The sequence below is a fragment of the Bacteroidales bacterium genome (genome assembly GCA_035353855.1).
Classification (GTDB): Bacteria; Bacteroidota; Bacteroidia; order Bacteroidales; family CG2-30-32-10; genus DAOQAK01.
On the sequence record DAOQAK010000036.1, the window covers coordinates 15,489 to 42,115 of the forward strand.

General features: G+C 32.9%; 23 protein-coding genes and 1 riboswitch. Of the genes, 7 read left to right on the forward strand and 16 right to left on the reverse strand.

From position 1 onward, the window contains the following. Nucleotides 1–71 precede the first annotated feature (71 nt). Nucleotides 72–494 (forward strand): DUF3795 domain-containing protein, encoded by a 423-nt coding sequence (locus PKK00_10130; protein HNW98753.1) that lies wholly within the window; start codon nucleotides 72–74, stop codon nucleotides 492–494. Further along, entirely contained in the window at nucleotides 491–1,012 is a 522-nt protein-coding gene (locus PKK00_10135) for a GNAT family N-acetyltransferase (protein HNW98754.1), read from the forward strand. The genes PKK00_10130 and PKK00_10135 overlap by 4 nt, the downstream gene beginning before the upstream one ends. 28 nt (nucleotides 1,013–1,040) lie before the next feature. Here PKK00_10135 and PKK00_10140 read toward each other — a convergent pair whose 3' ends face one another. The 6 genes from PKK00_10140 to PKK00_10165 all read right to left on the reverse strand — a co-directional run bounded on the left by PKK00_10140 (nucleotide 1,041) and on the right by PKK00_10165 (nucleotide 8,920). After that, entirely contained in the window at nucleotides 1,041–2,306 is a 1,266-nt protein-coding gene (locus PKK00_10140; protein ID HNW98755.1) for a replication-associated recombination protein A, read from the reverse strand. Between the two features lie 75 nt (nucleotides 2,307–2,381). Beyond that, nucleotides 2,382–2,957: a LemA family protein gene (locus tag PKK00_10145; GenBank protein HNW98756.1), complete on the reverse strand. Its 576-nt coding sequence runs from the start codon at nucleotides 2,955–2,957 to the stop codon at nucleotides 2,382–2,384. Between the two features lie 161 nt (nucleotides 2,958–3,118). Next, nucleotides 3,119–4,585, reverse strand: a complete 1,467-nt coding sequence (locus PKK00_10150; GenBank protein ID HNW98757.1) for a glycosyltransferase family 39 protein — start codon at nucleotides 4,583–4,585, stop codon at nucleotides 3,119–3,121. Between the two features lie 20 nt (nucleotides 4,586–4,605). After that, complete coding sequence (locus PKK00_10155) at nucleotides 4,606–6,057, reverse strand: T9SS type A sorting domain-containing protein (protein ID HNW98758.1); 1,452 nt, start codon at nucleotides 6,055–6,057, stop codon at nucleotides 4,606–4,608. Continuing rightward, a complete protein-coding gene (locus PKK00_10160; protein ID HNW98759.1) occupies nucleotides 6,057–7,331 on the reverse strand; it encodes a DUF5723 family protein in 1,275 nt (424 codons plus the stop codon). Before PKK00_10160 ends, PKK00_10155 begins: the two co-directional genes overlap by 1 nt. Continuing rightward, complete coding sequence (locus tag PKK00_10165) at nucleotides 7,328–8,920, reverse strand: hypothetical protein (protein HNW98760.1); 1,593 nt, start codon at nucleotides 8,918–8,920, stop codon at nucleotides 7,328–7,330. Before PKK00_10165 ends, PKK00_10160 begins: the two co-directional genes overlap by 4 nt. Nucleotides 8,921–9,070: 150 nt before the next feature. Here PKK00_10165 and PKK00_10170 point away from each other — a divergent pair, with 150 nt between their 5' ends. Continuing rightward, on the forward strand, nucleotides 9,071–10,738 hold the full coding sequence (locus PKK00_10170) for a glycosyltransferase family 39 protein (GenBank protein ID HNW98761.1): 1,668 nt from the start codon (nucleotides 9,071–9,073) through the stop codon (nucleotides 10,736–10,738). Between the two features lie 61 nt (nucleotides 10,739–10,799). On the opposite strand, the gene PKK00_10175 is transcribed toward PKK00_10170, so the two are convergent. From PKK00_10175 to PKK00_10195, 5 genes are all read right to left on the reverse strand, one after another. After that, nucleotides 10,800–11,090 (reverse strand): nitrous oxide-stimulated promoter family protein, encoded by a 291-nt coding sequence (locus tag PKK00_10175; protein HNW98762.1) that lies wholly within the window; start codon nucleotides 11,088–11,090, stop codon nucleotides 10,800–10,802. Then, nucleotides 11,087–11,422 carry a cupin domain-containing protein gene (locus tag PKK00_10180; protein HNW98763.1) on the reverse strand — a complete coding sequence of 112 codons (336 nt, stop codon included), beginning with the start codon at nucleotides 11,420–11,422 and terminating at the stop codon, nucleotides 11,087–11,089. Before PKK00_10180 ends, PKK00_10175 begins: the two co-directional genes overlap by 4 nt. 80 nt (nucleotides 11,423–11,502) lie before the next feature. Beyond that, the gene (hcp, locus tag PKK00_10185) at nucleotides 11,503–13,149 is read right to left on the reverse strand and encodes a hydroxylamine reductase (GenBank protein HNW98764.1); all 1,647 of its coding nucleotides are present in this window, start codon (nucleotides 13,147–13,149) and stop codon (nucleotides 11,503–11,505) included. A gap of 101 nt (nucleotides 13,150–13,250) precedes the next feature. Further along, nucleotides 13,251–14,096: a 4Fe-4S binding protein gene (locus PKK00_10190; GenBank protein HNW98765.1), complete on the reverse strand. Its 846-nt coding sequence runs from the start codon at nucleotides 14,094–14,096 to the stop codon at nucleotides 13,251–13,253. Between the two features lie 2 nt (nucleotides 14,097–14,098). Next, nucleotides 14,099–14,509 carry an Rrf2 family transcriptional regulator gene (locus PKK00_10195; protein HNW98766.1) on the reverse strand — a complete coding sequence of 137 codons (411 nt, stop codon included), beginning with the start codon at nucleotides 14,507–14,509 and terminating at the stop codon, nucleotides 14,099–14,101. 321 nt (nucleotides 14,510–14,830) lie between these two features. On the opposite strand from PKK00_10195, the gene PKK00_10200 reads away from it, so the two are divergent. Beyond that, nucleotides 14,831–16,297, forward strand: coding sequence for a GWxTD domain-containing protein (locus PKK00_10200; protein HNW98767.1), 1,467 nt, complete (start codon nucleotides 14,831–14,833; stop codon nucleotides 16,295–16,297). On the opposite strand, the gene PKK00_10205 is transcribed toward PKK00_10200, so the two are convergent. The 4 genes from PKK00_10205 to yidD are packed head-to-tail and all read right to left on the reverse strand — an operon-like array spanning nucleotide 16,291 to nucleotide 18,450. After that, nucleotides 16,291–17,154: a hypothetical protein gene (locus PKK00_10205; protein HNW98768.1), complete on the reverse strand. Its 864-nt coding sequence runs from the start codon at nucleotides 17,152–17,154 to the stop codon at nucleotides 16,291–16,293. The two genes, PKK00_10200 and PKK00_10205, sit on opposite strands and share 7 nt — an antisense overlap. Then, the gene (locus tag PKK00_10210; protein ID HNW98769.1) at nucleotides 17,087–17,401 is read right to left on the reverse strand and encodes a hypothetical protein; all 315 of its coding nucleotides are present in this window, start codon (nucleotides 17,399–17,401) and stop codon (nucleotides 17,087–17,089) included. The genes PKK00_10205 and PKK00_10210 overlap by 68 nt, the downstream gene beginning before the upstream one ends. 39 nt (nucleotides 17,402–17,440) lie before the next feature. Further along, on the reverse strand, nucleotides 17,441–17,965 hold the full coding sequence (locus PKK00_10215) for a hypothetical protein (GenBank protein ID HNW98770.1): 525 nt from the start codon (nucleotides 17,963–17,965) through the stop codon (nucleotides 17,441–17,443). Continuing rightward, complete coding sequence (yidD, locus tag PKK00_10220) at nucleotides 17,962–18,450, reverse strand: membrane protein insertion efficiency factor YidD (GenBank protein HNW98771.1); 489 nt, start codon at nucleotides 18,448–18,450, stop codon at nucleotides 17,962–17,964. The genes PKK00_10215 and yidD overlap by 4 nt, the downstream gene beginning before the upstream one ends. A gap of 72 nt (nucleotides 18,451–18,522) precedes the next feature. On the opposite strand from yidD, the gene PKK00_10225 reads away from it, so the two are divergent. Further along, nucleotides 18,523–19,551 (forward strand): glycosyltransferase family 2 protein, encoded by a 1,029-nt coding sequence (locus PKK00_10225; GenBank protein HNW98772.1) that lies wholly within the window; start codon nucleotides 18,523–18,525, stop codon nucleotides 19,549–19,551. Between the two features lie 361 nt (nucleotides 19,552–19,912). Here PKK00_10225 and aroQ read toward each other — a convergent pair whose 3' ends face one another. Continuing rightward, nucleotides 19,913–20,332: a type II 3-dehydroquinate dehydratase gene (aroQ, locus tag PKK00_10230; protein HNW98773.1), complete on the reverse strand. Its 420-nt coding sequence runs from the start codon at nucleotides 20,330–20,332 to the stop codon at nucleotides 19,913–19,915. Nucleotides 20,333–20,427: 95 nt separating this feature from the next. Continuing rightward, nucleotides 20,428–20,539: riboswitch (TPP riboswitch) on the forward strand. A 52-nt stretch (nucleotides 20,540–20,591) separates the two neighbouring features. Between aroQ and PKK00_10235 the strand changes: the two genes are divergently transcribed. After that, the gene (locus tag PKK00_10235) at nucleotides 20,592–23,042 is read left to right on the forward strand and encodes a TonB-dependent receptor (GenBank protein ID HNW98774.1); all 2,451 of its coding nucleotides are present in this window, start codon (nucleotides 20,592–20,594) and stop codon (nucleotides 23,040–23,042) included. 920 nt (nucleotides 23,043–23,962) lie between these two features. Further along, nucleotides 23,963–26,422, forward strand: a complete 2,460-nt coding sequence (locus PKK00_10240; GenBank protein HNW98775.1) for a DUF5916 domain-containing protein — start codon at nucleotides 23,963–23,965, stop codon at nucleotides 26,420–26,422. Nucleotides 26,423–26,627 lie beyond the last annotated feature (205 nt).

Sequence of the window (26,627 nt, forward strand, 5' to 3'; positions counted from 1 at the left end):
GAATTTGTTGAAAGATAGTAGCATATAGCTTTCATTTGATTAGGAATGATATAAATTATTGTAATTTGATAATGCAAAAGGAAATAGATAATGAAATATTAATTGCGCCCTGTGGCATGAACTGTGCTATTTGCATGGCATACCTTCGTGATAAAAATGTATGCAAAGGATGTTGGAGCAAGATTGGTTATAAAGCAAAGACCTGTGCTCGTTGTATCATTAAAAATTGTGAACTGTTAAATAAAACGGAATCTAAATTTTGTTACGATTGCGAGAAATATCCATGCCTTCGGTTAAAGCAATTAGACAAGAGATACAGAACCAAGTATAAAATGAGCATGATCGAAAACCTTGAAAATATTAAGAAAATTGGATTGCTGAAATTCATTCAAAACGAGAATGCACGATGGGCTTGCAAAAAATGCGGTAGTACAATATGCGTGCATCGTAAAATTTGTTTTAAATGTGGAACAATAGTAAAATATAATTTATGAACCCGGAACTGGAAACCAAAAGATTGAAAATTATTCCACTAACCTATGAACAGCTGGATTTATATGTGCAGACAAATTATATTTTAGAAGAACAATTTAATTTAACTAAAGCTAAAAGAGAAATTCCGCCTGAACTTATAGCGGCTTTGAATAAAGATATATTACCCGCTGTTGCTGATGATAAGAAAAATTATTTATTTTTCACATTGTGGATAATTATTGACAAAGTGCTGAATCAAATGGTAGCAGATATTTGTTTTAAAGGAGAACCAAATGATAAGGGCGAAGTAGAGATCGGGTATGGAACATATGACGCATTCAAAGGTAAAGGTTACATGACTGAAGCTATTGAAGCCATTGCCAATTGGGCGTTTAGGCAACCTAATATAAAATCAATAATTGCAGAAACACAGCAAACTAATTTAGCTTCACATCGTGTTTTGGTGAAAAATAATTTTAAACTGTTTAATAAAGCAGATGAAATGATTTGGTGGAAACTTGAGCAATATCCACGTTAATACGAGTTGTCAGGCACACTTCAGAATTTTAATACTCATATTTCTTTCCCCACAATGCCCGTAATCGTTGACGAATTTCGTCTTCACGAGAATTTTTTCCGGGTTCATAAAACTTTTTCCCTTTTATTTTTTCAGGAAGATATTCCATATCAATAAAATTATTTTCATAGCTGTGAGCATATTTATATCCTTTATGATAACCTAATTCTTTCATCAGTTTTGTAGGGGCATTACGTATATGTAAAGGAACAGTGAGGTCGCCGGAATTTTCAGTTTCTGCTAATGCATTTTCAATTGCCATGTACGATGCGTTGCTTTTTACTGATGTGGCAAGGTATACAGCAGTCTGACTTAAAATGATTCTGCATTCGGGATACCCGATAACATCAATAGCCTGGAAACATGAATTGGCTAATAACAGTGCGTTGGGATTTGCATTACCAATATCTTCGGAAGCCATTATCAACATACGGCGTGCAATAAATTTCGGATCCTCGCCGGCAGCAATCATTCGTGCAAGATAGTATACTGCTGCATTTGGGTCACTGCCGCGCAATGATTTGATGAAGGCTGAAATAATATCGTAATGCTGTTCACCTTTTTTATCATACAATGCAATATTTTTCTGAATGATTTTTAAAACCATTTCATCGCTGATTACAATATTTTTTTCTTTACTGTTCTGAACAACAAGCTCAATTGCGTTTAAAAGCTTTCTTGCATCACCTCCTGAAATCCTTAGCAGCGCTTCGTTTTCCGCAATTGCTATTTTTTTATTTATTTCTTTTTCTAAAAATATTCTAGCTTTTTCAAGAAGCAAAAGCAAATCATCTTTTTCGAGTTCTTTTAAAATATAAACCTGGCAGCGTGACAGGAGAGGCGATATGACTTCGAAAGAAGGATTCTCGGTTGTTGCGCCAATTAATGTAACAATGCCTTTCTCCACTGCACCTAATAGCGAATCCTGTTGTGATTTGCTGAAGCGATGAATTTCATCAATAAATAATACAGCATGTTCTGTATCTTTTTTTGCTTTCTCGAAAACTTCACGAACATCTTTCACTCCGCTATTTACTGCGCTAAGCGTGTAAAACGGACGATTCAATTGTTGTGAAATTATAAATGCCAGCGTTGTTTTTCCGACTCCCGGAGGTCCCCAGAAAATCATACTCGGAATATTATCTGCTTCGATAGCTTTACGTAAAATGGCATCTTCACCAACAAGATGTTTCTGTCCGATGTAATCATTTAACGTTGTCGGACGAAGTTTTTCAGCTAAGGGAATAGAATTCATAAAAAATATTTTTTGAAAAAAAAGGCTTTGAATTCTCAAACGAGATTCAAAGCCTTTTTATAATTATTTGTTATTTTAAAATTTTACTTTCGGAGCTTTTTTAGCGCCTTCGTCGGCAGCAAAATAAGCCTTTTCATCAAATCCGCACATTCCGGATACAATGTTGTTTGGGAATTTTTTTATGTACGTGTTGTAATCCCTGGCTACTTCATTGAACTTGGCTCTTGTTGCTACAATAGAATCTTCGGTAGATTCCAACTGTGTTTGCAATGACAAAAAATTTGTATTGGCTTTTAATTCAGGGTATGCTTCAACAGCCACTAGTAGTCTGCTTAATGAAGTGTTTAAATTATCCTGAGCACTCTGGAATTCTTTTAATGAAGCATCATCAAGTTTATCTGCATTGATATTTACAGATGTTGCTTTTGCTCTTGCTTCTGTAACTGCTGTGAAAGTTGTTCTTTCGTGAGTAGCATAGCCTTTTACCGTTTCAACAAGGTTTTCAATAAGGTCAGCTCTTCGCTGATATTTATTCTCAACTTGTGCCCATTGTGTTTTTACGTTTTGTTCTTTTGAAACCATCTTGTTGTATTTTATACATCCTGGAATAAATAAAATTACAAGTAATACGACAACAATAAAAAGTATCATTGTAGTTCCAAGGCAACCGGTTTTAGGTTTTATTGGGGGCTTTGGTGCGTTGAAATTCATATTCCCCGCAGCAGTAGGAGTGTTTTGTTCCATGTCAAAATATTTTATGAATTAGCAATGCTAAATTAATAAATAAATTTCAATGAAACTTTCAAATCATCTTAATTATAAAATTTATGTATCTGATAAATTTGATATACTTTATAATGAGATACATTTTTATACCTCGACACGATGTAATTGTATATTTTATTATCCGGATCTTGAAATTCAGAACCTGCTTGAATATATATACAATCTTCAGGTAAAATATTTAGAATTTTTAAAGCTTCAGTTTTATTATAAACAGGATAAATGTTTTGTGCATTTAAACGTATTTTATAATTTTTATAATCTTTAAAACTTTCTAAATCGTAATGATATGTAAAACCTAAATCAGCATAACCGGGAGCAATTAAAACATAAGAATTATTGGTCTTAATTTTTTTTATTAGCTCTGATAACTCTTTCATTCTTCTGAAATTGTCTGGATTTAGATTTAATGTAAAAATTAGTGATGCAATAAAAATAGTTGATACAATTATTTTATAGATTTTTTTATAAAATAAAATATTTGTAATTATTGCAATAAATACATAAAACGGGACGGAAATAAAAAGTATATATCTATCAATAAATACAGGGAATTTAAATGAAATTAGAAACATTAAAATGTAAGGTATAAAGAACCAGATAAAGATGATAATTGTATTTTGATTCAATACATTATTAATAACCAACTGGAAAGTTTTCTGTTTAAGAATAACTGCAATTCCTGTAATAAAGATAATTATCAAGATGAGCATGTTGATTCTATTATTGATAAATAAATTTAAAAATCCATATAGTTGGCCAATTTCGGGCTTTGGTACCCAAGTCCCGTTAGATGCTGTATTCGAAAATCGTTCAATGAAAATAAATATCATTGGGATGTATGAAATTGCAAGGCATGACATTAAAATAAAAAATGGCTTAATGAATTTATTTCTCTCCCTGATAATAATTATAGAAAGGCATTCGATGAAAGGGATTATGAAGCATAAATAATGCGAGTAGATTAAAAGCATATTTGAAATGAAAAGAAAAATATAGTATTTCTTTTGATTTGATTCTTTTATGATGCTTAGAAAGAAATATAAAGATAATGCTGTAAGCATTGCAAATAATGGATAAACCCTTGCTTCATGAGAAAAAAAGAAATGTGTTGTTGTGAAGGAAAATATTAATCCTGCAGAAATCCCTGTAAAAAAGTTATAAAAATTTTTACCGATTAAAAATATAATAACAGAAGTTAAAGAGGTAAATAATAACGAAAGAAACCTTACTGACATAGGGCTTATACCGAAAACTTTAACCCAGAAATGTAATAATAAAAAATGAAGAGGTGGATTATTTTCATTGTGAAGTATTTGGAAAATATCGCTTAAACTTGCTTGTGCCCAGTATATAGTAAAAGGCTCATCATTAGCTATATCGCGATTATCGATGAATATGGATTTTAAAATAAAATTTAAACAAAAAAGAATGAAACATATAATTAAGACAGAATAACGTTTGTAAAATAATGATGTACTATTCTTTTCATTCATAAATGAACTCATTATATAATTTATTTCGTATGAATTATTTTTTGTGTAATAATCCTGTCTTTATATTGAAGTCTAATGATGTAAACACCTTCAGGGATTTCTTTAAAACCAATTGATAAATTGTTATAATTATCTATTTCTTTTTGAAAGATTATATTTCCTGTAATATTGTATATTGAAATATTCTTTAATGTATTTGTTTCTGAAATGTTGATAAATAAATATTCCGAAACAGGATTAGGGTATATAATAATATCATTTTTTTCTTGTTCAGAAATATCCAAAACATGAATATAATTTGTAGAATTGGTATGTAATAAGCTATCCATTTTTATCACCAGAATATTTGATATGCCCGGGCCCATGCTTTCGGTTGTTCCGACAATTGCATAACCGCCAGTATTTGTATTTATGCATGCATTGGCATAATCTTGTTTTTCGCCGCCGTATGTAATTCCTGTAATAAAGTTCCCATCCTTGTCTCTATAACTAATTGAAAAATCTTTTGAACCTACATATCCATAGCTCTCAGTATATCCAACAAAAAAGAAATTTTCATGTTTGTCTTGTATAATATCACTTAAGTCTTCATTTTCCTGCCCATTTATTAATTGTTTCCAAAGATAATTCCCGAGTGAATCAACTTTTAAAATAATCCCATCTTGATTCTGAACATTATAATTTTTTGTAGAACCTGCGAAAATGATTCCATGATCTTTCGTTTCAATCCCTGCATATGCTTTATCGTCGAGTAAATCACCATATGTCTTTGTCCATAATGTATCGCCCGAAGAATTAATTTTTAATAAGTATGCATCATATTCCCCTTTGCCAAAACTGTTGGTATATCCTGTAATGATATAATTTCCATCATGGCACTTATTGATATCATAAGCAACATCATTATTAATGCCGCCGTATGTCTTTGACCAAAGTGAATCTCCATCTTTATTAGTTTTTAAAATATATACATCATTATTACCTTTGCCAAAACTGTATGTTTCGCCAACAATAATAAAGCCTCCGTCTGTTGTTTCAATAATACTGTGTGCAATGTCCCAATTATTTCCACCATAGTTTTTCATCCATAGCATATTTCCATCAGCATCGGCATTAATCAACATAAAGTTGTAATCGTTATTATTTGCAGGGATACTCAAGTAGCCGGCAATTACATATTTATTTTCTGATGTGAAAATAAAATCGTCGGCCCAATTTATTTCATCACTTCCAAATGCTTTATCCCAAACCAGATTGCCGTATTTGTTGGTTTTTACAAGGTATACGTCGGTGTTGCCGACAAAACCACTTTTGTTTCCAAGTATTAAGAAACCTGTGTCTGCATCCTGTATAATTTTTTCACCGTAATTATATCCTGTTAATCCATATGACCTGATGAATACCGAATCCTGTGAAATAGCATTTCCTGCAAAGAACAAACATAGGACACATATTGAAAATAAAAACTTCATCAGAAAAAATATTTTTTTAATGATACGTAAACTCCTTGAACGGTTTGAGAGTTCGCGTAAATAAGTCCATTTATATAATTCGAACCTAACTGCACAGAACAATTATTTTTGAATTGATGAACATATTCAATTCCTGTATTAATATTATGAGTAACATATGAACGATTCAGCGCATAACCTCCGTAGCTAAGGTTTAATGACAGCATATTATTTTTGTTGTAATAATATTGTGCTTTAGAAAGAAGGAATGGTTGGTAATGACAATAAAACTTTTTAGTTGCAGAAAGTTCCATGCTGAATTTATCGGAAAAATTATGGAGATATGAAATCCTTACCAAAGCAGGAAGCATCATATAATAGGATTCCTTTTCATTGTAATATAAAAATGAATTCTTGATGCTGTCCACATTTGCATTCTCAAAAATATTTTCTTCAATATTCAGAGGGTCGGTAATGGTAGCTCCTTCAAAATGAATCGTGGTATCATTGGCGAATTTCCGGGAATTTTTGTTCCAATGGATAAAACCGAGGTTGGAAATCTGAAAATTAAAACGGTCATTTTCTTTGGTTTGAAATGTGTAATAGAAATAGAGCGAAGTCCCCATGCCTTTTATATTCCAGTTGTTTGATGTGTCGCTTTGATAATATTCATATTCTGCTGAAAAATCAATATATTCAGCTTCAGGTGCAGTATAAAGGCTGCCTCGTTCAATATTCATAAAAATATTTTTGATCCCTTGATTTATACTGATGCCTACACCAAATTTATGATGAGTGCTGCCTTGACCGAATTTAGTTAATATGCCGAACATCAGTTGCTGATAACTTACCAGGTTTAACGATGATTGTGCAATGTCGGCCGTAGCGCCTTTAAATTGTTTGTTGCCACCAAAAAAAAGTCTTAATGCATCATCTGTCATATTTATATCTGCATGATAATGTTTTCCGAATGAAGCAAACACTCCAATATCAGATACTCCAACGAATGTATCGGGAAATGTGATACACGAAATGGTATTATCGAAATCAAAACCGGTAACATTATTTTTTTTAAGAGCGTTGTACATCCATTGTTTGGTAGTACTGTCAATATGGTCTTTCCATAGAAAAGTATTCATGAACTGGTTGCTGATGGAGGATGAAACAAAATCAATATTTGAATTTGCTTCTACACATGATTTATAATTTGATTGCGGAAATACATTGTTGTCAAACTGTGCATTAAGTTTGCACGTAGCAGTAACCAGTATTAATATGAATAAAATTTGTTTCAATTTTCGTTAACTGTCAGATTAAAATCACCTGTAAGAATCAAATCAATAACATAATCGCTGTATATTTTTATATAGCTTCCCTGTTGTGCTGTGTTGAATCGAACTACAATAATTATTTTATGGGTATTATATAAATGCTCAAGTTTATTGCCGCTTACAGGAACTTTAATATATGATTTCTTTTTCCCGATAGCTTTATTTTGCGCATCAAGGGGCGGTGAATATATTGTGTTATTCAATGTTATCAGCGAGTCAGTAATCATATTCTTTTCATCAAGTAAAAACAGTTGAGTCGTTGCATCGAAAGGAAAACCATTATTGGCAATAAGTGTAAGTATGCCACTGTTCACGGAATATCCTTCCGGTTCATTAAGACTAAAATCAATGGTATCGGTAAGTGTAAGATTTGTTGCAATGAGCGATAAAGGAATTTCAAGATCCAACGCTGCTTTAAAACCATAAGGGTTATAAATGAAATCATTTCCGCATGACACATTCCCAAGTGGATCCGTTGTAACATCCAATGAATATTCCAGTTTGTCAGGAAGGTTTTCAACAAGTTGCTTTATGTTGGAATTGTCGAGATTGAATTCGTAAACAGAAGAATTTGCAGGTGATGCAGGATTATATGTTTCCTGTGCACGGTTGATATTTATTACCGATTCAATTATCGGACTGTTTAGTGAAACGGTATTTCCAGTATGGCTGTTTATAGATTTTATTTCATGAATAATGGCGCTTGCATCAACTCCAAGTCCGTTAGTAATTGAAAGCGCCATGTGAATATCTTCCAGTGAAATCGTGCCTTCTGTAATTTTATTGAACAGGTCAAAGTTGGATGTTTGCTGTCCGCTTTTAATTAAATGTGTTCCGAAGAAACCTTTTGCATAACCAATAGTAAGTTCATCAAAATTAACAAGGATCTCGAAACCGTCATTTGGAGTGATTTCAACAGGATGACCATTAACATCAACACTTGCCTGTGTGATTGAAGTGAGCACATTATAACTTGTGCCATTCACACCGGTAAGGTCAATACTATAACCTGAAATATCTGTCTGCTTCGAAAAAATAACAGGTTCACTAAGGGATGCTGCAGGAACCATTTCGTTTATTTCAAAGGGAATCCCGTTTTTTGTAGCGCAGGGGATACGATACTTGTAAAGGATTTTTTCTTTAATGGTATTTTTAAATTTAAAGCTTATAAACCCTGATTTTACGATCAATTTAGTTACAACAGCTCCATTAAGGTCAAGATTTTTATTATCGGTAGTATTCAGTATTTGTTGTCCGGGTTGTGCTGTTACAGTAAATGGGATATGAAAAATAGTTTGTTTTATCGTGTCGGGAAAGTCTACCAGTGAATCAGTAGAAAAACTGTAAAGCGTATTGTTATATACTATTTTTAATGATGAATCTGCATTTACCTGTATTAGGGAATCCGCAAGAATATTGTTAACTGTTAATGATGAATTGAACAGAGGAGTGTCTGCATCAATATCCCAGCTCGCTTTGCCAATATTCTTCCGGCAGGAAAATAGTGATATGATACAGAAAATGAATAAGATTATTTTTATATAATTCTTCATTTGAAAGCAAAATGAAAGTTGTAAATATACGAAAATATCTATTGACGGTTTAATGAATTAATCCTCAAAGTAAATATTTATCAGTTGAAATATTTTTTAGTATTTTTGAAACACTTCAAAAAAATATTTGATTGATAAAATTGTAAGCGAATGCAAAATAAATCGAAACCAAAAGCAACAGCAAAAACTGTAAAAGCAAATAAGAAAAATTATACCTTTTTAATTATACTGGCACTGGTAATGCTGCTCATAACTGTTTTACGCTTACGTTTATTGAGTATTCCATTGGAGCGTGATGAAGGCGAATATGCATATATAGGGCAGTTGATTCTTCAGGGAATCCCTCCTTACGAGATAGCTTACAACATGAAGTTCCCCGGAACATATTATATGTATGCATTTTTTATGTCGATTTTCGGACAGACAATAAAAGGTGTTCATGCAGGATTATTGATTATGAATCTGACTTCAATATTTTTGATTTTCTTTTTAGTGAAGAAACTTATAAATGAATATGCGGCTCTTGTCTCTGCAACAGCATTTGCATTTTTATCATTAGGGATGAATATTTTAGGGTTTGCCGGACATGCTACGCATTTTGTAATTGTACCTGCACTTGCAGGAACATTGTTTCTTTATAAAGCACTTAAAGAAAATAAAATGATTCATTATTTTTTATCGGGAATATTCCTGAGTCTTGCGCCAATAATGAAACAACAGGGTATTTTATTTTGCGTTTTCGGCGCACTTATAATGCTCATTAATTTTTATATTCAGCGAAAAGATGCAATACTCATTAATGTTAAAAGATTTTTAATTTTCGCATTAGGTGGAATTATTCCGGTTGTATTGACTTTTATAGTTTTAAAGATGTACGGAGTGTTTGATAAATTCTGGTTCTGGACAATTGTATATGCTCAATCATACGAAACGGCTGTGAAATTTAATGATGCTATGATTTTATTCAATTATAGTTTTTTCCCACTGGCAGGTGATTTTTATTTTATATGGATAATTTCCGGGCTGGGTTTAATTACAATGTTTTTTCATCCATTGCTTAAGAAGAATTTTAAACTCACGTTTATTATTTTGTTCCTTATTTTTTCGTGTTTAAGTGTATGTCCTGGATTTTATTATCGTCAGCATTACTTTATAACAGTGTTACCGGCAATTTCAATATTGTTCGGAATTTTTATAAGTTATTTATATGAGTTGTCTTTGAAAGATAAAAAATACAATGCATTAAAAATAGTAAGTTTTATTTTGTTTGTGCTTCCCTTTATCGTTGGGATAAGTTCGCAAAAAAATTATTTATTTAAAATGAAACCGAATGCAATTTGTGATAGCATATATGGTTCTAATCCATTCACGCAATCGTTAACCATTGCAAAATATATAAAAGCAAATTCCGATGATTCGGATAAAGTAGCTGTGTTAGGCTCCGAGCCGCAAATTTGTTTTTATGCAAACCGACATTCCGCAACGGGTTATATTTATACTTATGGATTGATGGAAGTTCATGAAAACAGTTTAAAGATGCAGAAAGAAATGATTAACGAGATTGAGAAAGCAAAACCGAAATTTTTTGTTGTTGTCAATGTGCCTACATCATGGCTGGTACAGCCGGGTTCGGAAAAATTTATTTTTAACTGGATTGATCCTTATCTGCAAAAAAATAAATATATGATTGCCGGTATTGCCGATATTTATTCCAATGCAACTGTTTATAAATGGAACGAAGAAGCATATAGTTATAAACCGGGTTCTGAATCATATATTTTAATATTTAAAAAATCAGAAGAAAATAAAACAAAATGATTTGGAATAATTTTAATATTGAATATATCGATTACAAAAAGAAAACTATACCTTACATTTATTAAAACCGGATGAGATGTTTTATTGACAAGCAAGGATTCTTTAACAATATTCTTTTTCCCGAGAAACGCATCACTTCTTTTATTTTCTCACGTTTCTTTTCTGAATAGCAATTTGCTTTACATTTTTTACATGAAGGTTTATAATCACCGAAAGCGCAAAAATCAAGACGTTTGTTGGCGTAGGTTAGTAAATCTATGCACATATCACATAATGCAGGAGTGCCATGATTTTTTTTGCAATAAATTTCTATCATGGCTTTTATTGTTCGTTTTTCAATTTCAATACTCATGCAATTTCTTTGATCATTGTTAAAAGCATTTTGAATTTTTCCACAGCATTCACCGCATGAGGAACATTTGCAGGCATTATAATGCTTTTGCCTTTTTCAAGGAAAAACGATTTTCCATTAATTATTATTTCACCTTTCCCTTCTATAATCTGCACCATTGCATCGAAAGGAGCGGTGTGCTCGCTAAGTTTCTGGTCTTTGTCAAAGGCAAATAGAGTTACATTGCCTGCTTTCTTTTCCAGTACTCTTTTACTTACAATACCATTGGCAGAATATTCTACTAATTCAGTAAAATCAAGTATTGTAGCTTCTTCAAAAATATTTGTTTCCATTTTTTTAATTTTTATTTAACGCTAAGACGCAAAAGTAATAAATCATTTTTTTTTGCGTCTCAGCGTCTTTGCGTGATTTTTTAACTCAAAAATATTTTTAAATCATCTTCAACACTAGTTATCGGGGCTATTCCAAATGTTTCAACAATGATTTTTGCAACATTTGGTGACAGAAAACCCGGTAATGTTGGACCAAGGTGAATGTTCTTAACTCCTAAGTATAACAATGCTAACAATACAATTACGGCTTTCTGTTCATACCATGCAATGTTATATGCAATTGGCAAATCATTGATATCATTCAGTTGGAAAACTTCTTTCAGCTTCATCGCAATAACAGCAAGTGAATATGAATCGTTACACTGACCGGCATCTAACACTCTTGGAATTCCGTCAATGTCCCCCAAAGGTAATTTATTATAACGATATTTTGCACAGCCTGCTGTGAGAATTACAGTATCTTTTGGAAGTGCTTCAGCAAACTTTGTATAATAATCGCGGTCTTTCATTCTTCCATCACAACCTGCCATTACAAAGAATTTTTTTATAGCGCCCGATTTTACAGCTTCTACAACCTTATCGGCAAGAGCAAAAACCTGTGCGTGTGCGAAACCACCTATGATTTCACCTTTTTCAATTTCCTGTGGCGGGTTACATTTTTTTGCCAGTTCAATAATTTCTGAAAAATCTTTTTGTCCGTCTTTTGTTCTTTCCGGAATATGTTTTATTCCTTCAAAACCAACAGCACCTGTTGTAAATACCTTATCCTTGTAACCTGCATTTATATGAGGAGGAACCAAGCAATTGGTTGTAAAAAGAATTGGACCGTTGAAGGTTTCAAATTCTTCGCGTTGCTTCCACCATGCATTTCCGTAGTTGCCTACAAAATGTTCGTACTTTTTGAAAGCTGGGTAGTAGTGAGCCGGTAACATTTCACTGTGAGAATAAACATCAACACCTGTACCTTCCGTTTGCTTTAAAAGTTCTTCCATGTCTTTTAGGTCGTGTCCGGAAATTAGTATTGCCGGTTTATTACGAACACCTATATTTACTTTTGTCAGTTCCGGGTTTCCATAAGCAGAAGTGTTAGCCTTATCAAGAAGCGCCATAACTTTTACACCATTAGCGCCGGTTTCCATTACTAATTTTATTAAATCATCTTTGGTTAAAGAATCATTGGTTGTAGCAACCAGTCCGCGTTGCATGAATTCCCAGATACTTTTATCTTCATGTCCCAAATTAAATGCATGTTCTGCATATGCTGCTATTCCTTTAATACCAAACAACACAAGATGTTTTAGCGAACGAATATCTTCATTGGCGATAGATAAAGTGCCTACTGTTTTTGCTTTTTCTTCAAATACTTTTTCATCATCAGAATACCATGTAGCCGATTCGTGTAATGGACCTTCAATTTTTCCGCCTGCTTTTTGTAAATCATTTTTAATTTCTTCTCTTAACTTTAACCCTTTATGAACTTTTTCAATAAAAACCTTTTTATCGAAGTTGGCATTGGTAATTGTTGCAAACAGGCTGTCGAAAATGAATTTATTCACTTCTTCATTTTCTATCCCTTTTTTTCTTGCTTCAGCACTGTATATCGAAATTCCTTTCAATACGAATATCAGAAGGTCTTGCATGTTAGCAACGTCATCGTTTTTCCCGCAAACACCTTTAATGGTACAACCAACTCCCTTGGCTGTTTCCTGGCACTGATAACAAAACATACTCATATTATTTTCTCCTTTTTTTAGTAAAAATATTTAAAAATTTTTTCTTTTGAATTATAAATTATCACAATTAATCTGAATTTAATCTTAATTTAATGTTATACCCACATTTCTTTATCTACTTCACCTTTAATATTAACAATTATTAGTTTTATGGGTACTTTACGTGATGCTTTTTCAACTGCCATTTGTGCTATTTTCAGTAATCCCCCACAGCAGGGTACTTCCATTATTGCTACAGTTAAAGTATTAATTTTTGCATCATCTATCATTGCTTTTATTTTTTCAATATACTCTTCTGTATCTGAATCAAGTTTAGGGCAGGCAATAGCTATAGCTTTCCCTTTCATCAGTTCATTATGAAAACCTCCCATCGCAAAAGCAGTACAATCGGCTGCTAATAGCACATCCGCATATTTAAAATATGTTGCATTAGGACTAATGAGGTGCATCTGTACAGGCCATTGCCTGAGTTGTGATTGAATTTTTTCATCGAACGAATTTGTTTCTTTTTGATTTTCTTCACGCATGTCGACTTCCTTTGCTCCCGGACAACCGCAATGCGACGAATGTTTTTCCATGTTATTCATATTTAATGTTATTTTAATATTTTTTTCTTTGAGATAATTTATAGCCTGATTGTAGTATTCTGTTTCATTGTGTTCTTTTAAATGACTGAGGTGCGCAATAATTGTATTTTCTCCTTGTTTTGAAATAATATCCATTACTTTTTTCTCATTGTAAGGTTCTGCTTCTCTCTCTTCAATAGTAATAGCACCTTCAGGACAATGACCAAGGCATGCACCTAAGCCATCACAAAACAAATCACTAATCAGTCGTGCTTTTCCATCAATAATTTGTAATGCACCTTCCTGGCAGTTTGGAATACATAACCCACAGCCATTACATAAATCTTCGTTTATATGTACAATTTTTCGTTTCATGATCATATGTTTAAAGGTGCAACATTTAATAAAAAAGTTTTTTGTAAGTAATTTTTAAACTCTTTGGAAAGCTTTTCGGGAACCCCACCGAAAATACATTTTTTAAAAATACATTTTCCTTTTTGTGATGTACAATTACATTCAACAACACGTCCTTCAATTAATTCATAAATTTCCAGTAAGTTTATTTTTTTACTGTCTCCATTAATAACAAAACCTCCTTTTGGTCCCCGGGCTGATTTTATATAATTATTTTTTACTAAAATTTGCATTATCTTGTAAAGGTGGTTTTTGGAAAAACCCGTCATTTCGGCTATTTGTGAAATATTAATTTGATTTTTCGAGCTGGCAATTATAGAAAGGCTGTGAATTGCAATTGAAGCAGCATCAGAAATATGTATTATTTTACTCATATATGTAAATAGGTATTATAATACGCAAATATATAAATAATATTTCTAATGTCAAGTGTTTTTTTATTTATTTTTTTTAGTTTATGATATAAGATAATGATATTTAATTATTTAATATGTCGTAATTTTAAATATAAATTCCGTTGTCTTGCTAATTATTACCGTAAACTTTGTAAGAACGACCTTTAACTTATACATTATGGATTTATGAATTGTTTTATCATAATATTGTAAATATATAATTGATTTTCCTTTTTGAATAGCCTAAGTTAAAAAAAATAAATAATTATTATTCATTATCTTTGTAATAAATCAAATGTTATGAAAAAAACCTACACTATTCTTTTACTGATTATATTTGCATTACAGCTTAATGCAAAAAACATACAGGCATATTTATCGTATGCTACTTTTCATTCCCCTACAGATGGTTCCTATATTGAAACTTATTTATCTGTTCTGGGTAGTACTGTAAAATTCATTCAAAATACAAACGGAAAATTTCAGGCAACAGTACAGATTTCAATGGTATTCAGGCAAAATGATGTATTAAAAGATTTTAAAAAAACTGATTTGCTCAGCCCTGAAATAGATGATACTTCAAAAGTTGATTTTACTTTTATGGACCAGCAACGATTCCCGCTTCCAGATGGTGACTACGAAGTAGAGATTCAGATTCTTGATAAAAATAAAGCAAATGCAAGGCCTTATTCAACAACAGAATCTTTGTCGATAAGTTATCCTCGTGCAAAAATTAATGTTTCAGGAATTGAATTGGTTGAATCATATAAAGCTGCTGCTGAAACCAAGAGCATCCTTACGAAAAACGGTTATGATTTAATTCCTTTTACAATAAATTATTATCCGAAATTGATTAACAAAATAACATTTTATGCCGAAGTTTATAACACGGATACCATTTTAAAAGCAGATGAAAAATTCCTTGTATATTATTATATTGAGGCATATGAAACCGGAAAAACAATTTCGGATTATTATAAATTTAAAAAAGAAAGTCCTAAAAATGTTATTGTAGTTTTTAATGAATTCGATATTTTAAATCTCCCAACAGGAAATTACAATCTTGTAATTGAAGTAAAAGATAAGGATAACAAAAGCCTTGCTTCGAATAAAATGTTCTTCCAGCGAAATAATCCAGATGCTCAGTTGAAACTACAGGACCTGGCTGCTGTTGACATTACCAATACATTTGTGGATAATATTACAAATATTGATACACTTAAAGATTATATCAAATCAACTTATCCTATTTCAACACAAATTGAAAAAACATTTGCCGAAAATAATATTAAGCTATCGGATACTAAAACATTAAAGCAGTACTTCCTTAATTTCTGGATAAACAGGAATGCCATTGATCCTGAAAAAGCATGGAAAGAATATTTAGCAGAAGTGAAAAAGGTAAATAAAAGTTATAGTACTTTTATAAAAAGAGGTTATGAAACCGATCGCGGACGTGTTTATCTGCAATATGGAGCGCCAAATAATATCACATCGGTTTCTTCCGATCCCAGTGCATATCCTTATGAAATATGGCATTATTATTCTCTTGCCAACCAAAAAGACAGAAAGTTCGTATTTTATTTACCCGACCTTGTAACCAATGATTATGAGCTTATTCATTCAAATGCAAATGGCGAATATTATAATCCTTCATGGCAAATGCAGCTAAATAAAAGGGACACACCAACACATGATCCTGATAAAACAAAGGGTTATGATTACTTTGGTGGAAAAGCAGATGATTACTATAATCATCCTCATTGATTCATATTGCTTTCTGTCTTTAAAAGAAAGTTGCGGATCTGCTTATTGTAAGCATTTTTCTTTGTCGTATTTTTTTTGTTGACAAGAAAAGATGCATGTCGTGCACCTCCAAAATAAAACATATCGGAGATGACCAATCCTGTAGTAAGTCCTGATATATAAAACCCGCTTTCAATACTCAGGACTGTGAACATGGCAGAGCTGCTAAAAAATATCAAACTTGATAATCCTTTGAAAACATGTCCTGACGCTATTTGTCCGCTTCCGGGAATAATATATGAAATGAATTTTGCGGTGTTAGGGTTTCGCAACTTAGGTTTTTTTAATAATGATTTTAATTCAGAAGAATCTATTTTTATATTATTGGTTGATAAATAAAGATAAATTAAAGAATCAGCTTCATTCCATTTTTGTAATTCGTTTTTTGTAAGTATTTCGAGGAACAGGCATTCTGCTTTAAGTGAGGAGTCGGGAGTATAATAGTTTATTTCGGCGAGATAATTTTCAGCATCAGTATAGTTGTCTGATAAAAATGAATTGATGGCCTTTTCATATCGTACAGAAAACTGAACAGAATCGGGAAGTCTACCAATATCAATCCGGTTTAATGTTGCTGTTGCTTTATCAAACCTGGAAAGGCTTTTATAACAATATGATTTTTTTAAAAGTGCGATTGATCTCTCTTCAGAATTTTCTGAAAAGAAAAATATTTTTTCGTATTCCATTGCAGCAATAGCGTAATTACCGGCATTAAAAATGCTGTCGGCATACGCTATACCTAAAGGTATTTCAGTTTTTGCCTGAAATCCTTTGCAAAGGAATACGCATATTAAGCAATATCTGATTATCAATTTCATTATTAAATTCTGTTCTTTTAACCGAAACACTTAAAACACTTCCCCAAATATTTCCTATATAAAAAATTGAGAATAATCCTGCCGAAAAAATAAAGCGGGCGCTTTTTATATCCGTTTTCCGATACGCTTCGTATGCCTGAATTCCTAATAAAGTAACAGGAATCATACTTGAGAGTCCCTGGTAAGGTTTGCCGGCGTATATTTTTCCTAACCCGGGAATAACTGCAGACATGCAGCCTGCAAGCAATCCGGATTTTTTCTTTCTATTCTTAAAATCATTCGAAAGTTATATTAAATTTTTTTCCTGTTGAAGGAGGTTTTTATCGTTGTAAGTGAAATTTTCAGAAACTGATGAAAACCCTGAAGTGTCGCGTGATAGGAGCATGGCTCCTGATCTTTCTAAATTAATGAATTCGCTGCTGAAGTTTTCGGAAGGGGGAATTGATGAAAATAATTTTACGCATTCATCGTACCTGTGAACTTCTGCAAGACAAAATGCGGCATACAACATTGCATTGTTATAACATGCTGAGCTGTTATCAATAAGTTTAAAATAAAAAAATGCCGTATCGAAATTTTCTGTTTTATAATACACTTGTCCAACAATGTATTGAATTGAATCTTTCTGCGCTTTTGATAAAGTAGTGTCGTTTAATTTTATTTTTAAAAATGTTTTTATATCATCCCAAAGTTGCATTTTAACAAGATAATTGGAGAAAATAATTTGTTCTTGAAACGATATTCTTTTCTGTGCATTTAATATTAAATGGAACGAAATAAAAAATAAAAAAATAAAAATAAATCGTTTCATTTTTTTCGGAAGTGATAGTTTGCTGGCTCATCAATGGCGTATCCTTCGGAATCGAAATGGTCGATGTGAATATCTTGAATTGCTGAAATATTGCAACGCATAATCCTGTCTGCTGAAAGAAATATGCCTTTAACGAGACCGAATTCCTTTATTGCCGTTTTACTGAAATTCGAACAGGTACGCTCATAAAGACAAAGCCTTGAGAATTGCGGCGAAATAACATGCTGGTATAAAAACATCATTGCAGTAGCACTTAAACTGAAAGGATTATATCTCGATATGAAATTTTTATGTTTAAATTTAAGAGTTTCTGTATTGTTAACAAAACTATTTCTGTAATAATCATCAGATGAATCAGAGGTGTTATACTTATTTTTTATTAAAGTTATATCATATTGTATATTTTGTGAGTAACATTTATTTCCAAAAGTGAAAATAAAAACTAAAAAAAGAAGTTTTGAAAAAATGTTTATAAGTGTCATCATGATAATACAAATTTATAATGAACTTTTTATTAAGCAAAAAAATGTTTTAATTTGCATTTTAGAAATTACCGAATGCCACAATTAAAAGTTGCTATTGTAATATTAAACTGGAATGGGAAACATTTTCTTGAAAAGTTTCTTCCATTTCTTATTAAATATAATACTCCCAATTCTGAAATAATTATTGCCGATAATGCTTCACATGATGATTCGGTAAGTTATTTAGAAGAAAATTATCCCACGATCCGTATTATAAAAAATAATAAGAATTATGGGTTTGCTAAAGGATATAATGATGCCCTTAAACAAATTGATGCGGAATATTATGTTTTATTGAATTCTGATATAGAAGTTACCGAGAAGTGGATTGAGCCTGTGATTGAGTTAATGGATTCCGATAAAACGATAGGAGCCTGCCAGCCTAAACTTCTTTCATATGAAAATAAGGATGAATTTGAATATGCAGGTGCTGCCGGCGGCTTTATTGATAAATTAGGTTACCCGTTTTGCCGCGGACGAATTTTTCAAAACCTGGAAAAAGACGAACATCAATATGATGATATTTCTGAGATATTCTGGGCTACGGGTGCATGTATGTTTGTAAGAGCATCGGTCTTCAATAAGGTGGGTGGACTGGATGATGATTTTTTTGCACACATGGAAGAAATTGATTTTTGCTGGCGACTGAAAAATAATGGATACAGGGTGATGTATTGTCCTGCATCAGTAATATACCATATTGGCGGCGGAACTTTACCGAAGAAAAATCCTAAAAAAACTTTTTTAAATTTCAGGAATAATTTTATTCTGCTTTACAAGAATCTTCCACGAGAAAGAATATTCCCTGTAATATTTGTAAGACTATTCCTAGATACAGCAGCAGCTTTCAAATTTTTATCGGAAGGGCATGTTAAGGATTTCTTTGCTGTTATTCATGCACATTTCGCATTTTACTCTGCAATAGGAAAACATGTCAGGAAAAGAAAAACATTGAAGCATATTGATGTTTCTTGCGTGTACAGAAAATCGATCGTATTTGAGCATTACGTAAAGAAGAAAAAATCTTTTAAGCAACTGGATTCCGATTGGTTTTCTATTTAAACTACTGTAAAGTGCGGCGGAGTCTTTTATAGTCATTCATAGCCATTAATTGTCATTCGTAGTCATTAATTGTTATTATTCGCTTGCAGCGAAGTCATTAGTTCCTAAAATATTTGCAAATTACATATTGCTGACTGAAGACAGTTGATCGTTGACGGAATTTTTTAATTTATAATTATCCGTACAAATCCGTAACATCCGTGTTTGTCCGCGTCCCATAATAAAGATAATATTTCCTAAATAAACGAATTTAATTTTTTTGCCACGAAGGTTCAAAGAAACTAAGTTTTACTAAGAATTTTCAATGTTCATATTTGATTGTTCGATTGTTCAACTGTTAAATTGTTTAACTGTTCAATGGTTATTTCTTATTGAACGATTCAATTGCCAGTCGGTATGAATCAAGGCCAAAGCCGGAAATGCTTCCTTTGCATTTTGGCGCTATGAGCGAAACATGGCGATATTCTTCGCGGGCAAAAATATTTGAAATGTGAACTTCAATAACCGGAGCTTTTATCGCAGCAATAGCATCGGCAATAGCAATGGATGTATGTGTATATCCACCGGCATTTAAAATTATTCCATTGTAAGTGAAACCGGTTTCATGGATCTTATTGATGATTTCTCCTTCCACATTGCTTTGATAATATTCCAATTCAATTTCAGGAAAAATATTTTTAAGCATAATAAAATATTCATCAAATGAAATTTCACCGTAAACCTGTTTTTCGCGTGTTCCGAGAAGGTTTAGATTGGGTCCGTTGATAATTATAAGTTTCACAAATATAATTTTTGCAAATATAGAAAATTCAAAAGTGTTATGATAAAAATATTAAAAAGCTTTTTATATCCAATAAATAAAATAATTTTGCGGTATAATTGAGAGGGGGGTGCCCAACAATTTTTTTTAATTGAAAAACGGGCTGAGATCATACCCATTGAACCTGCCCCGGGTAATGCCGGCGAAGGGAATATGGTTAAATAAATTTATGGAAAGCAAACCCTCAGGCTTTCCTGATGTTTAACCGAAAATTAATAAAATGAAAAAGAAATTTGCTGTGCTGGCATTTTGCATTGCCCTTTATTTGCCTATGATTGCACAGGTTACTATTAAGGGTGTTGTGAGCGATGCTGAAAGTAAAAGTATACTGACAGGAGCTACCGTTAAAATTGGAAACAGTTTCAATACAGGCAATTCGTTGGATGACGGTAGTTACATTTTTAAAAATGTAAAAAAAGGAAATCAAAAAATTGAAGTTTCATATGTTGGTTATGAAACATGGTCTCAGTGTTATTACATTACAAGAGACACGGTCATCAATGTGTTGATGAAGAAGAAAACTTTTCTTGCAGATGAACTTGTGATTAAGGCTATCCGTGCCGATGAAAATGCACCGGTAACTTCAACAAAGCTGGAAAAAAATGAAATAGAGAACCGTAACATGGGTCAGGATATTACCTATATGATGAGCATGACACCATCAGTTGTGGTAACTTCAGATGCAGGTACGGGAGTAGGATATACAGGTATCCGTATTCGTGGAACCGATCCTACACGTATCAATGTTACGATTAATGGCATTCCTACCAATGATGCCGAATCACAAGGAACATACTGGGTTGATTTTCCTGATATCGTTTCGTCGGTTGATAATATGCAGATTCAGCGTGGTGTTGGTTCTTCAACCAATGGTGCAGGTGCTTTTGGAGCAAGTCTGAATATCCAGACAAGCAAACTGAATGAAAACCCTTATGCAACTATAAGTTCTTCACTGGGTTCATTCAATACATATAAAAATACTTTTTCGGCAGGCAGTGGTTTGATAAATAAATGCTGGGCTTTTGATGCCCGCTTATCAAAATTATATTCCGATGGTTTCATCGACAGGGCTTTTTCCGATTTGAAATCATTTTATGTTTCGGGTGGATATTATGGTAAAAAAAGTATTTTAAAATTGATCGTATTTTCCGGTAAGGAACGTACCTATCAAGCCTGGTATGGTGTTCCTGAAGCGAGGCTGAAGAATGATTACGAAGGAATGCAGCAGATGCTTGATAACTGGTATATCACACAAGCGGAATATGATGCTATGATTAATTCAGATAGTCGCACGTACAATTATTATACATACAGCAATCAAACGGACAATTATCAGCAGGATAATTATCAGCTGCATTATTCTTACGAGATCAACAAAAACTGGAATGCCAATGCAGCACTGCATTTAACAAAGGGTGCCGGTTATTATGAGGAATTTAAAAACGATGATGCCCTGAATAAATATGGTTTGGATTCTGTTATCATTGGTCAGGATACTATTACTTCAACCGACCTGGTTCGTCAGCGCTGGCTCGATAATGATTTTTATGGTGTTACGTATTCACTGAATTATGACAGCAGGAAAAAGTTTTTATTTACTATTGGCGGAGCGGCAAATAAATATGATGGCGAACATTATGGAATGGTTACATGGGCGCAGTATGCAAGCAATGGTCTTCCCGATAAAAAGTATTATAGTGATAATGCTATAAAAAATGATGTGGATATTTTCGGTAAACTGAATTATCATATAAATAAAAAATTAAACTTTTATGCCGATCTTCAGTACCGCACTATTTATTATTCTTTCTTTGGTTATGATGATGACCTGCAGAATGTACAACAAGCGGTTAACCTGAACTTCTTTAACCCGAAAGTTGGAATAGTTTATAAAATCAGTCCTTCTAACGATTTTTATATTTCAAACGGGATAGGAAATAAAGAACCCTGTCGTGATGATTATGTGCAGTCAACACCTGCAAACCGTCCTAAACCGGAGCATTTGCAAAACCTGGAAACAGGAATTAGTCATACATCCCGGAACTGGAAAGTTGCAGCTAACTATTATTACATGTATTACACCAATCAGCTTGTGTTAACCGGTCAGATAAACGATGTGGGCGAATATAACCGTACCAATATTGATAAAAGCTACCGTACAGGTGTTGAAATTGAAGCGGGAATAAAGCCGGTTAAAAAACTTAATATTGAAGCGAACGCCACTTTTAGTAAAAACATCATTCTTGATTTTACCGAATACGTTGATAACTGGGACGACTGGTCGCAAGTGAATACAAATTATTCGGAAACCGATATTGCATTTTCACCCCGGGTAATTGCCGGAAGCCAGGTAGAATATGAGTTTTATAAAAATGCATTCATCACACTCTTGTCAAAATATGTTGGCAGGCAATATTTAGATAATACTTCAAACCCTGACAGGGCAATCGATTCGTATTTTGTAAACGATATAGGGTTGGCATATTCCATTTATCCGAAATTCATGAAAGAAATAAAATTCACATTGCTGGTGAATAATGTTTTATCGGAAGAATATGAATCGAATGGTTGGACTTATCCATATTATGCCAAAGGCAAGTTGATTAAAAATAATTATTATTATCCGCAGGCAGGACGAAATTATTTGGCCGGAATAACAATGAAGTTTTAATAACTGATGTTATACAGGATTCAAAATAAAATTTAAAAAAAACTATAATTAATAAGGATTTTAAGAGTATATGCCGCCTGCCTTGCCGACGAGGCAGATAAACACAACCCAAATAGCTGAGCGTGTTTGAATGCTATATAGTATTGAAAGTGTAGTACCTACGGTACAATAAGAAGTGTGTTGTACTTTTTTTACCAAGCTGTTGTCCCTAAAGGGACATATAATACCAATTGTTAATTTAAAATAGTCCAAAGAATATTTTAAATTTTACAATGGTTATGCCGATGACATAGATGTTATAGTACAATTTATTGGACTATTACATATATACAATCGGTATAATAATATAATGTTGTTTCAATCGATACAAATTATAATTTTGCGTAAAATCAGTTAATAAAAAAAGCACTCAATTGAGTGCTTTTTTTTATCCTTAAACCAATAAATTCTTAATAAACTCTTTTTATAACAAGAGTTCTTTTGCAGAAAAATAGCTATTCAAGATTAGATTGATTTACAAAAGAAATAAGGTCGAAAGTAAAATTCAAATTTTGTTTTTCAAATAATGTTTTTTTAATGATGAATGAAGTAAATTGGTATATGACTTGTAAAATCAATAAGAAGCCGACAATTCATTTCCGAAAAACAAGTCCTTTATTTTATCAATGAACAGCCAAAAACATTCAATATTTTGCTTCGATGAGAAGTTTATGATATTGAACTGAGTTTTCTTTTAAATGGTTGATTATATTTTGAAACCCCTTATTCTGTGTTGTAACTTTATAGCAGTTATACTCGTTCTTATCAGGTTTGTAAAGGCAAAAGTGTTTAGAACGAGTTATACCGTACAGAAAACAAAAAATATTTTTGCAAAAATCTTTTCTGTCGGTATAAATGAAAATTCAACGTTTCGTAAGGTTATGGAAACTAAAATATACGCAACTTTATTTCTTCTTTTTCTATATAATTTTTCATTTGCACAAAATGATAAAAGAAGCTATACGGCAAGCAGGACAACTATTACTCCTAAAATTGACGGTGTCCTGAATGATGATGCATGGAATACTATTCCTGTTGCAACAGGAATGTTGCAGTTACGTCCTACACAAGGCAAAGCTGCCACACATGAAATTGATCTGAAACTTATTTATGATGATGATGCGGTGTATGTTTCCGCTATGCTTTATGATTCGGCGCCCGACAGCATTATGCATGCATTAGGTTCGCGTGATGGTGAATCGATACTTGCTGATGCTTTTTATATTGGCTTTGATACCTATAATCGTCTTGATGCATATGTGTTTGGGATAACTGCTTCAGGAGTACAAATGGAAACAAAAGATTCCGATCCTACATACGATGCTGTTTGGGAAAGCGCTGTTAAGATTAATGATAAAGGATGGACGGTTGAAATGAGAATACCTTACTCTGCAATACGTTTTCCTTCAACTGCCGAGCAGGAGTGGGGCTTCCAGTTTACACGTGAAATTAAACGTTCGGGTGAATATGTGCAGTGGGCATTAACACCGCCTACGCTTTCAAACTCGCGCCTGGCATGGGGAACACTTAAAGGTATTTCAAATATTAAAGCTCCATTACGTTTGTCGCTTACACCTTTTGTTACTGCATTTGCTGAAAATGCCCCGGCATATACCACAGGCGAATCGGTGGTTTATGATAAATCAACTTCATATAATGTGGGTGCTGATCTAAAATACGGGCTTAATGAAAAGTTTACATTAGACCTTACGCTGCTCCCTGATTTCAGCCAGGTGCAGTCGGATAATAAAGTGAAGAGTCTTAGTTATTCTGAAGTAACGTATAATGAGAACAGGCCCTTTTTCAAAGAAGGAACAGAATTGTTCACGAAAGATAACCTGTTTTATTCACGACGAATAGGAAAGATACCTTTTGGATATTATTATGTTCCTTATATGCTGGGTGAAGGTGAAACGATCAGAGAAAACCCTTCGAAGACAAGGCTTCTGAATGCTGTAAAATTTTCGGGAAGGAATAATAAAGGACTTGGCATTGGTTTGTTCAATGCAATTACCGATAATGCTTACGCTGTGGTTGAAGACTCGCTGGGTAATTCAAGGAAGATACTAACGGAGCCTTTGACAAACTATAATGCTGTTGTATTCGACCAGAAATTTAAGAACACATCTTCAGTTTACCTTGTAAATACAAATACTACAAGGAATAACAAAAATTATTATAATGCCAATGTTACCGATGCAGGCTTTTCCATAAAGAATAAAAAGGCAACAATTTCTTTTGATGGTTTTGGAACCGTTAGTCAGAAACTTCAGAAATTCGATTCCTTGAAAGATAATGCAGACGACAGGGGATACCAGTATTTCCTGGGTTGCCAGAAGATATCAGGAAACCTGCAATATGGTTATTCTCATATGTTCATTAGTAAATCGTACGATTCGCGCGATATGGGTTATTATATCATAGGGAATAAAATGCGTGAACGAGTTTATGTTTCGTACAATACGTTTAAGCCTAATAAATATTTCCGTGAGTCGTATAATTCGGCATCATTTGATTATGGGATAAATCCTGAAACTAAAAAGAAGTATGTAAGCCAGGGTGAAATAAGTTTTTATTTTGTAATGAATAATTATGCGAATTTAAGTTTTAGTGCAATGGCAACACCTTTTGTTACGTATGATTACAACGAGCCAAGAGTTGAAGGAAGATATTCGCGTAACCCGCGCTATTATTATACAAGCGCAGGCTATTCATCAAATCCGCGCAAAGCAATCATTTACGGTTTGAATTTGCAGTTTGGCGATTTCCTTGAACGCTATGAAGGAAAAGGATACATGTTTAATCCTAACTTGACGTATCGTATAAATGATAAACTACAGGTTGGCTACAGTTTTACCTATAATGTTGATTCGTATAATATAGGATTTGCGGACATTACAGATGATAACACCATTATTTACGGTGGCCGTAAACTGATAACTTATGAAAATGATTTTGGTTTGCAATACATGTTTAAGAATGATATGTCGCTAAGCCTGTCGACGCGCCATTACTGGAATACCGGCGAATATCTTAAATATTACACATTGCTTGATAATGGCGAAGTTGAGGATAACACAACTTATGATAAGAATAATAATTTCAGTTATAATGTTTTTAATGTCGACCTTGTGTATTCGTGGCAGTTCGCGCCCGGCAGCACGTTGTCGCTTGCTTATAAAAATGCAATTGAAACCGAAGAAGGTGTTTTGGTGCGGAGTTATTTTGATGATATCAATAAAACCATTGAAGCTCCACAGACCAACAGTATTTCGTTAAAAGTGTTGTATTACCTCGATCATCATTCGGTGAAGAAAATGCTGAAGAAAAGGAAAGAGTAAAATAGCCCCTATTCCCAACCCCTTAATATTTCTGCTGCGGTGGATTGATGAGAGCAAATAGCAAATAGAAGTCTATGGTTGTAGGTTTGGGCAACTGGTTTGGTTGAAAGTAAAATGTTATATGTTTTTTTTACCAATGACGATTCACCATTCCTGTTTTCAGCGTTAAGGCACCCTAAAATATTTATTGATTATTTGGTATAGT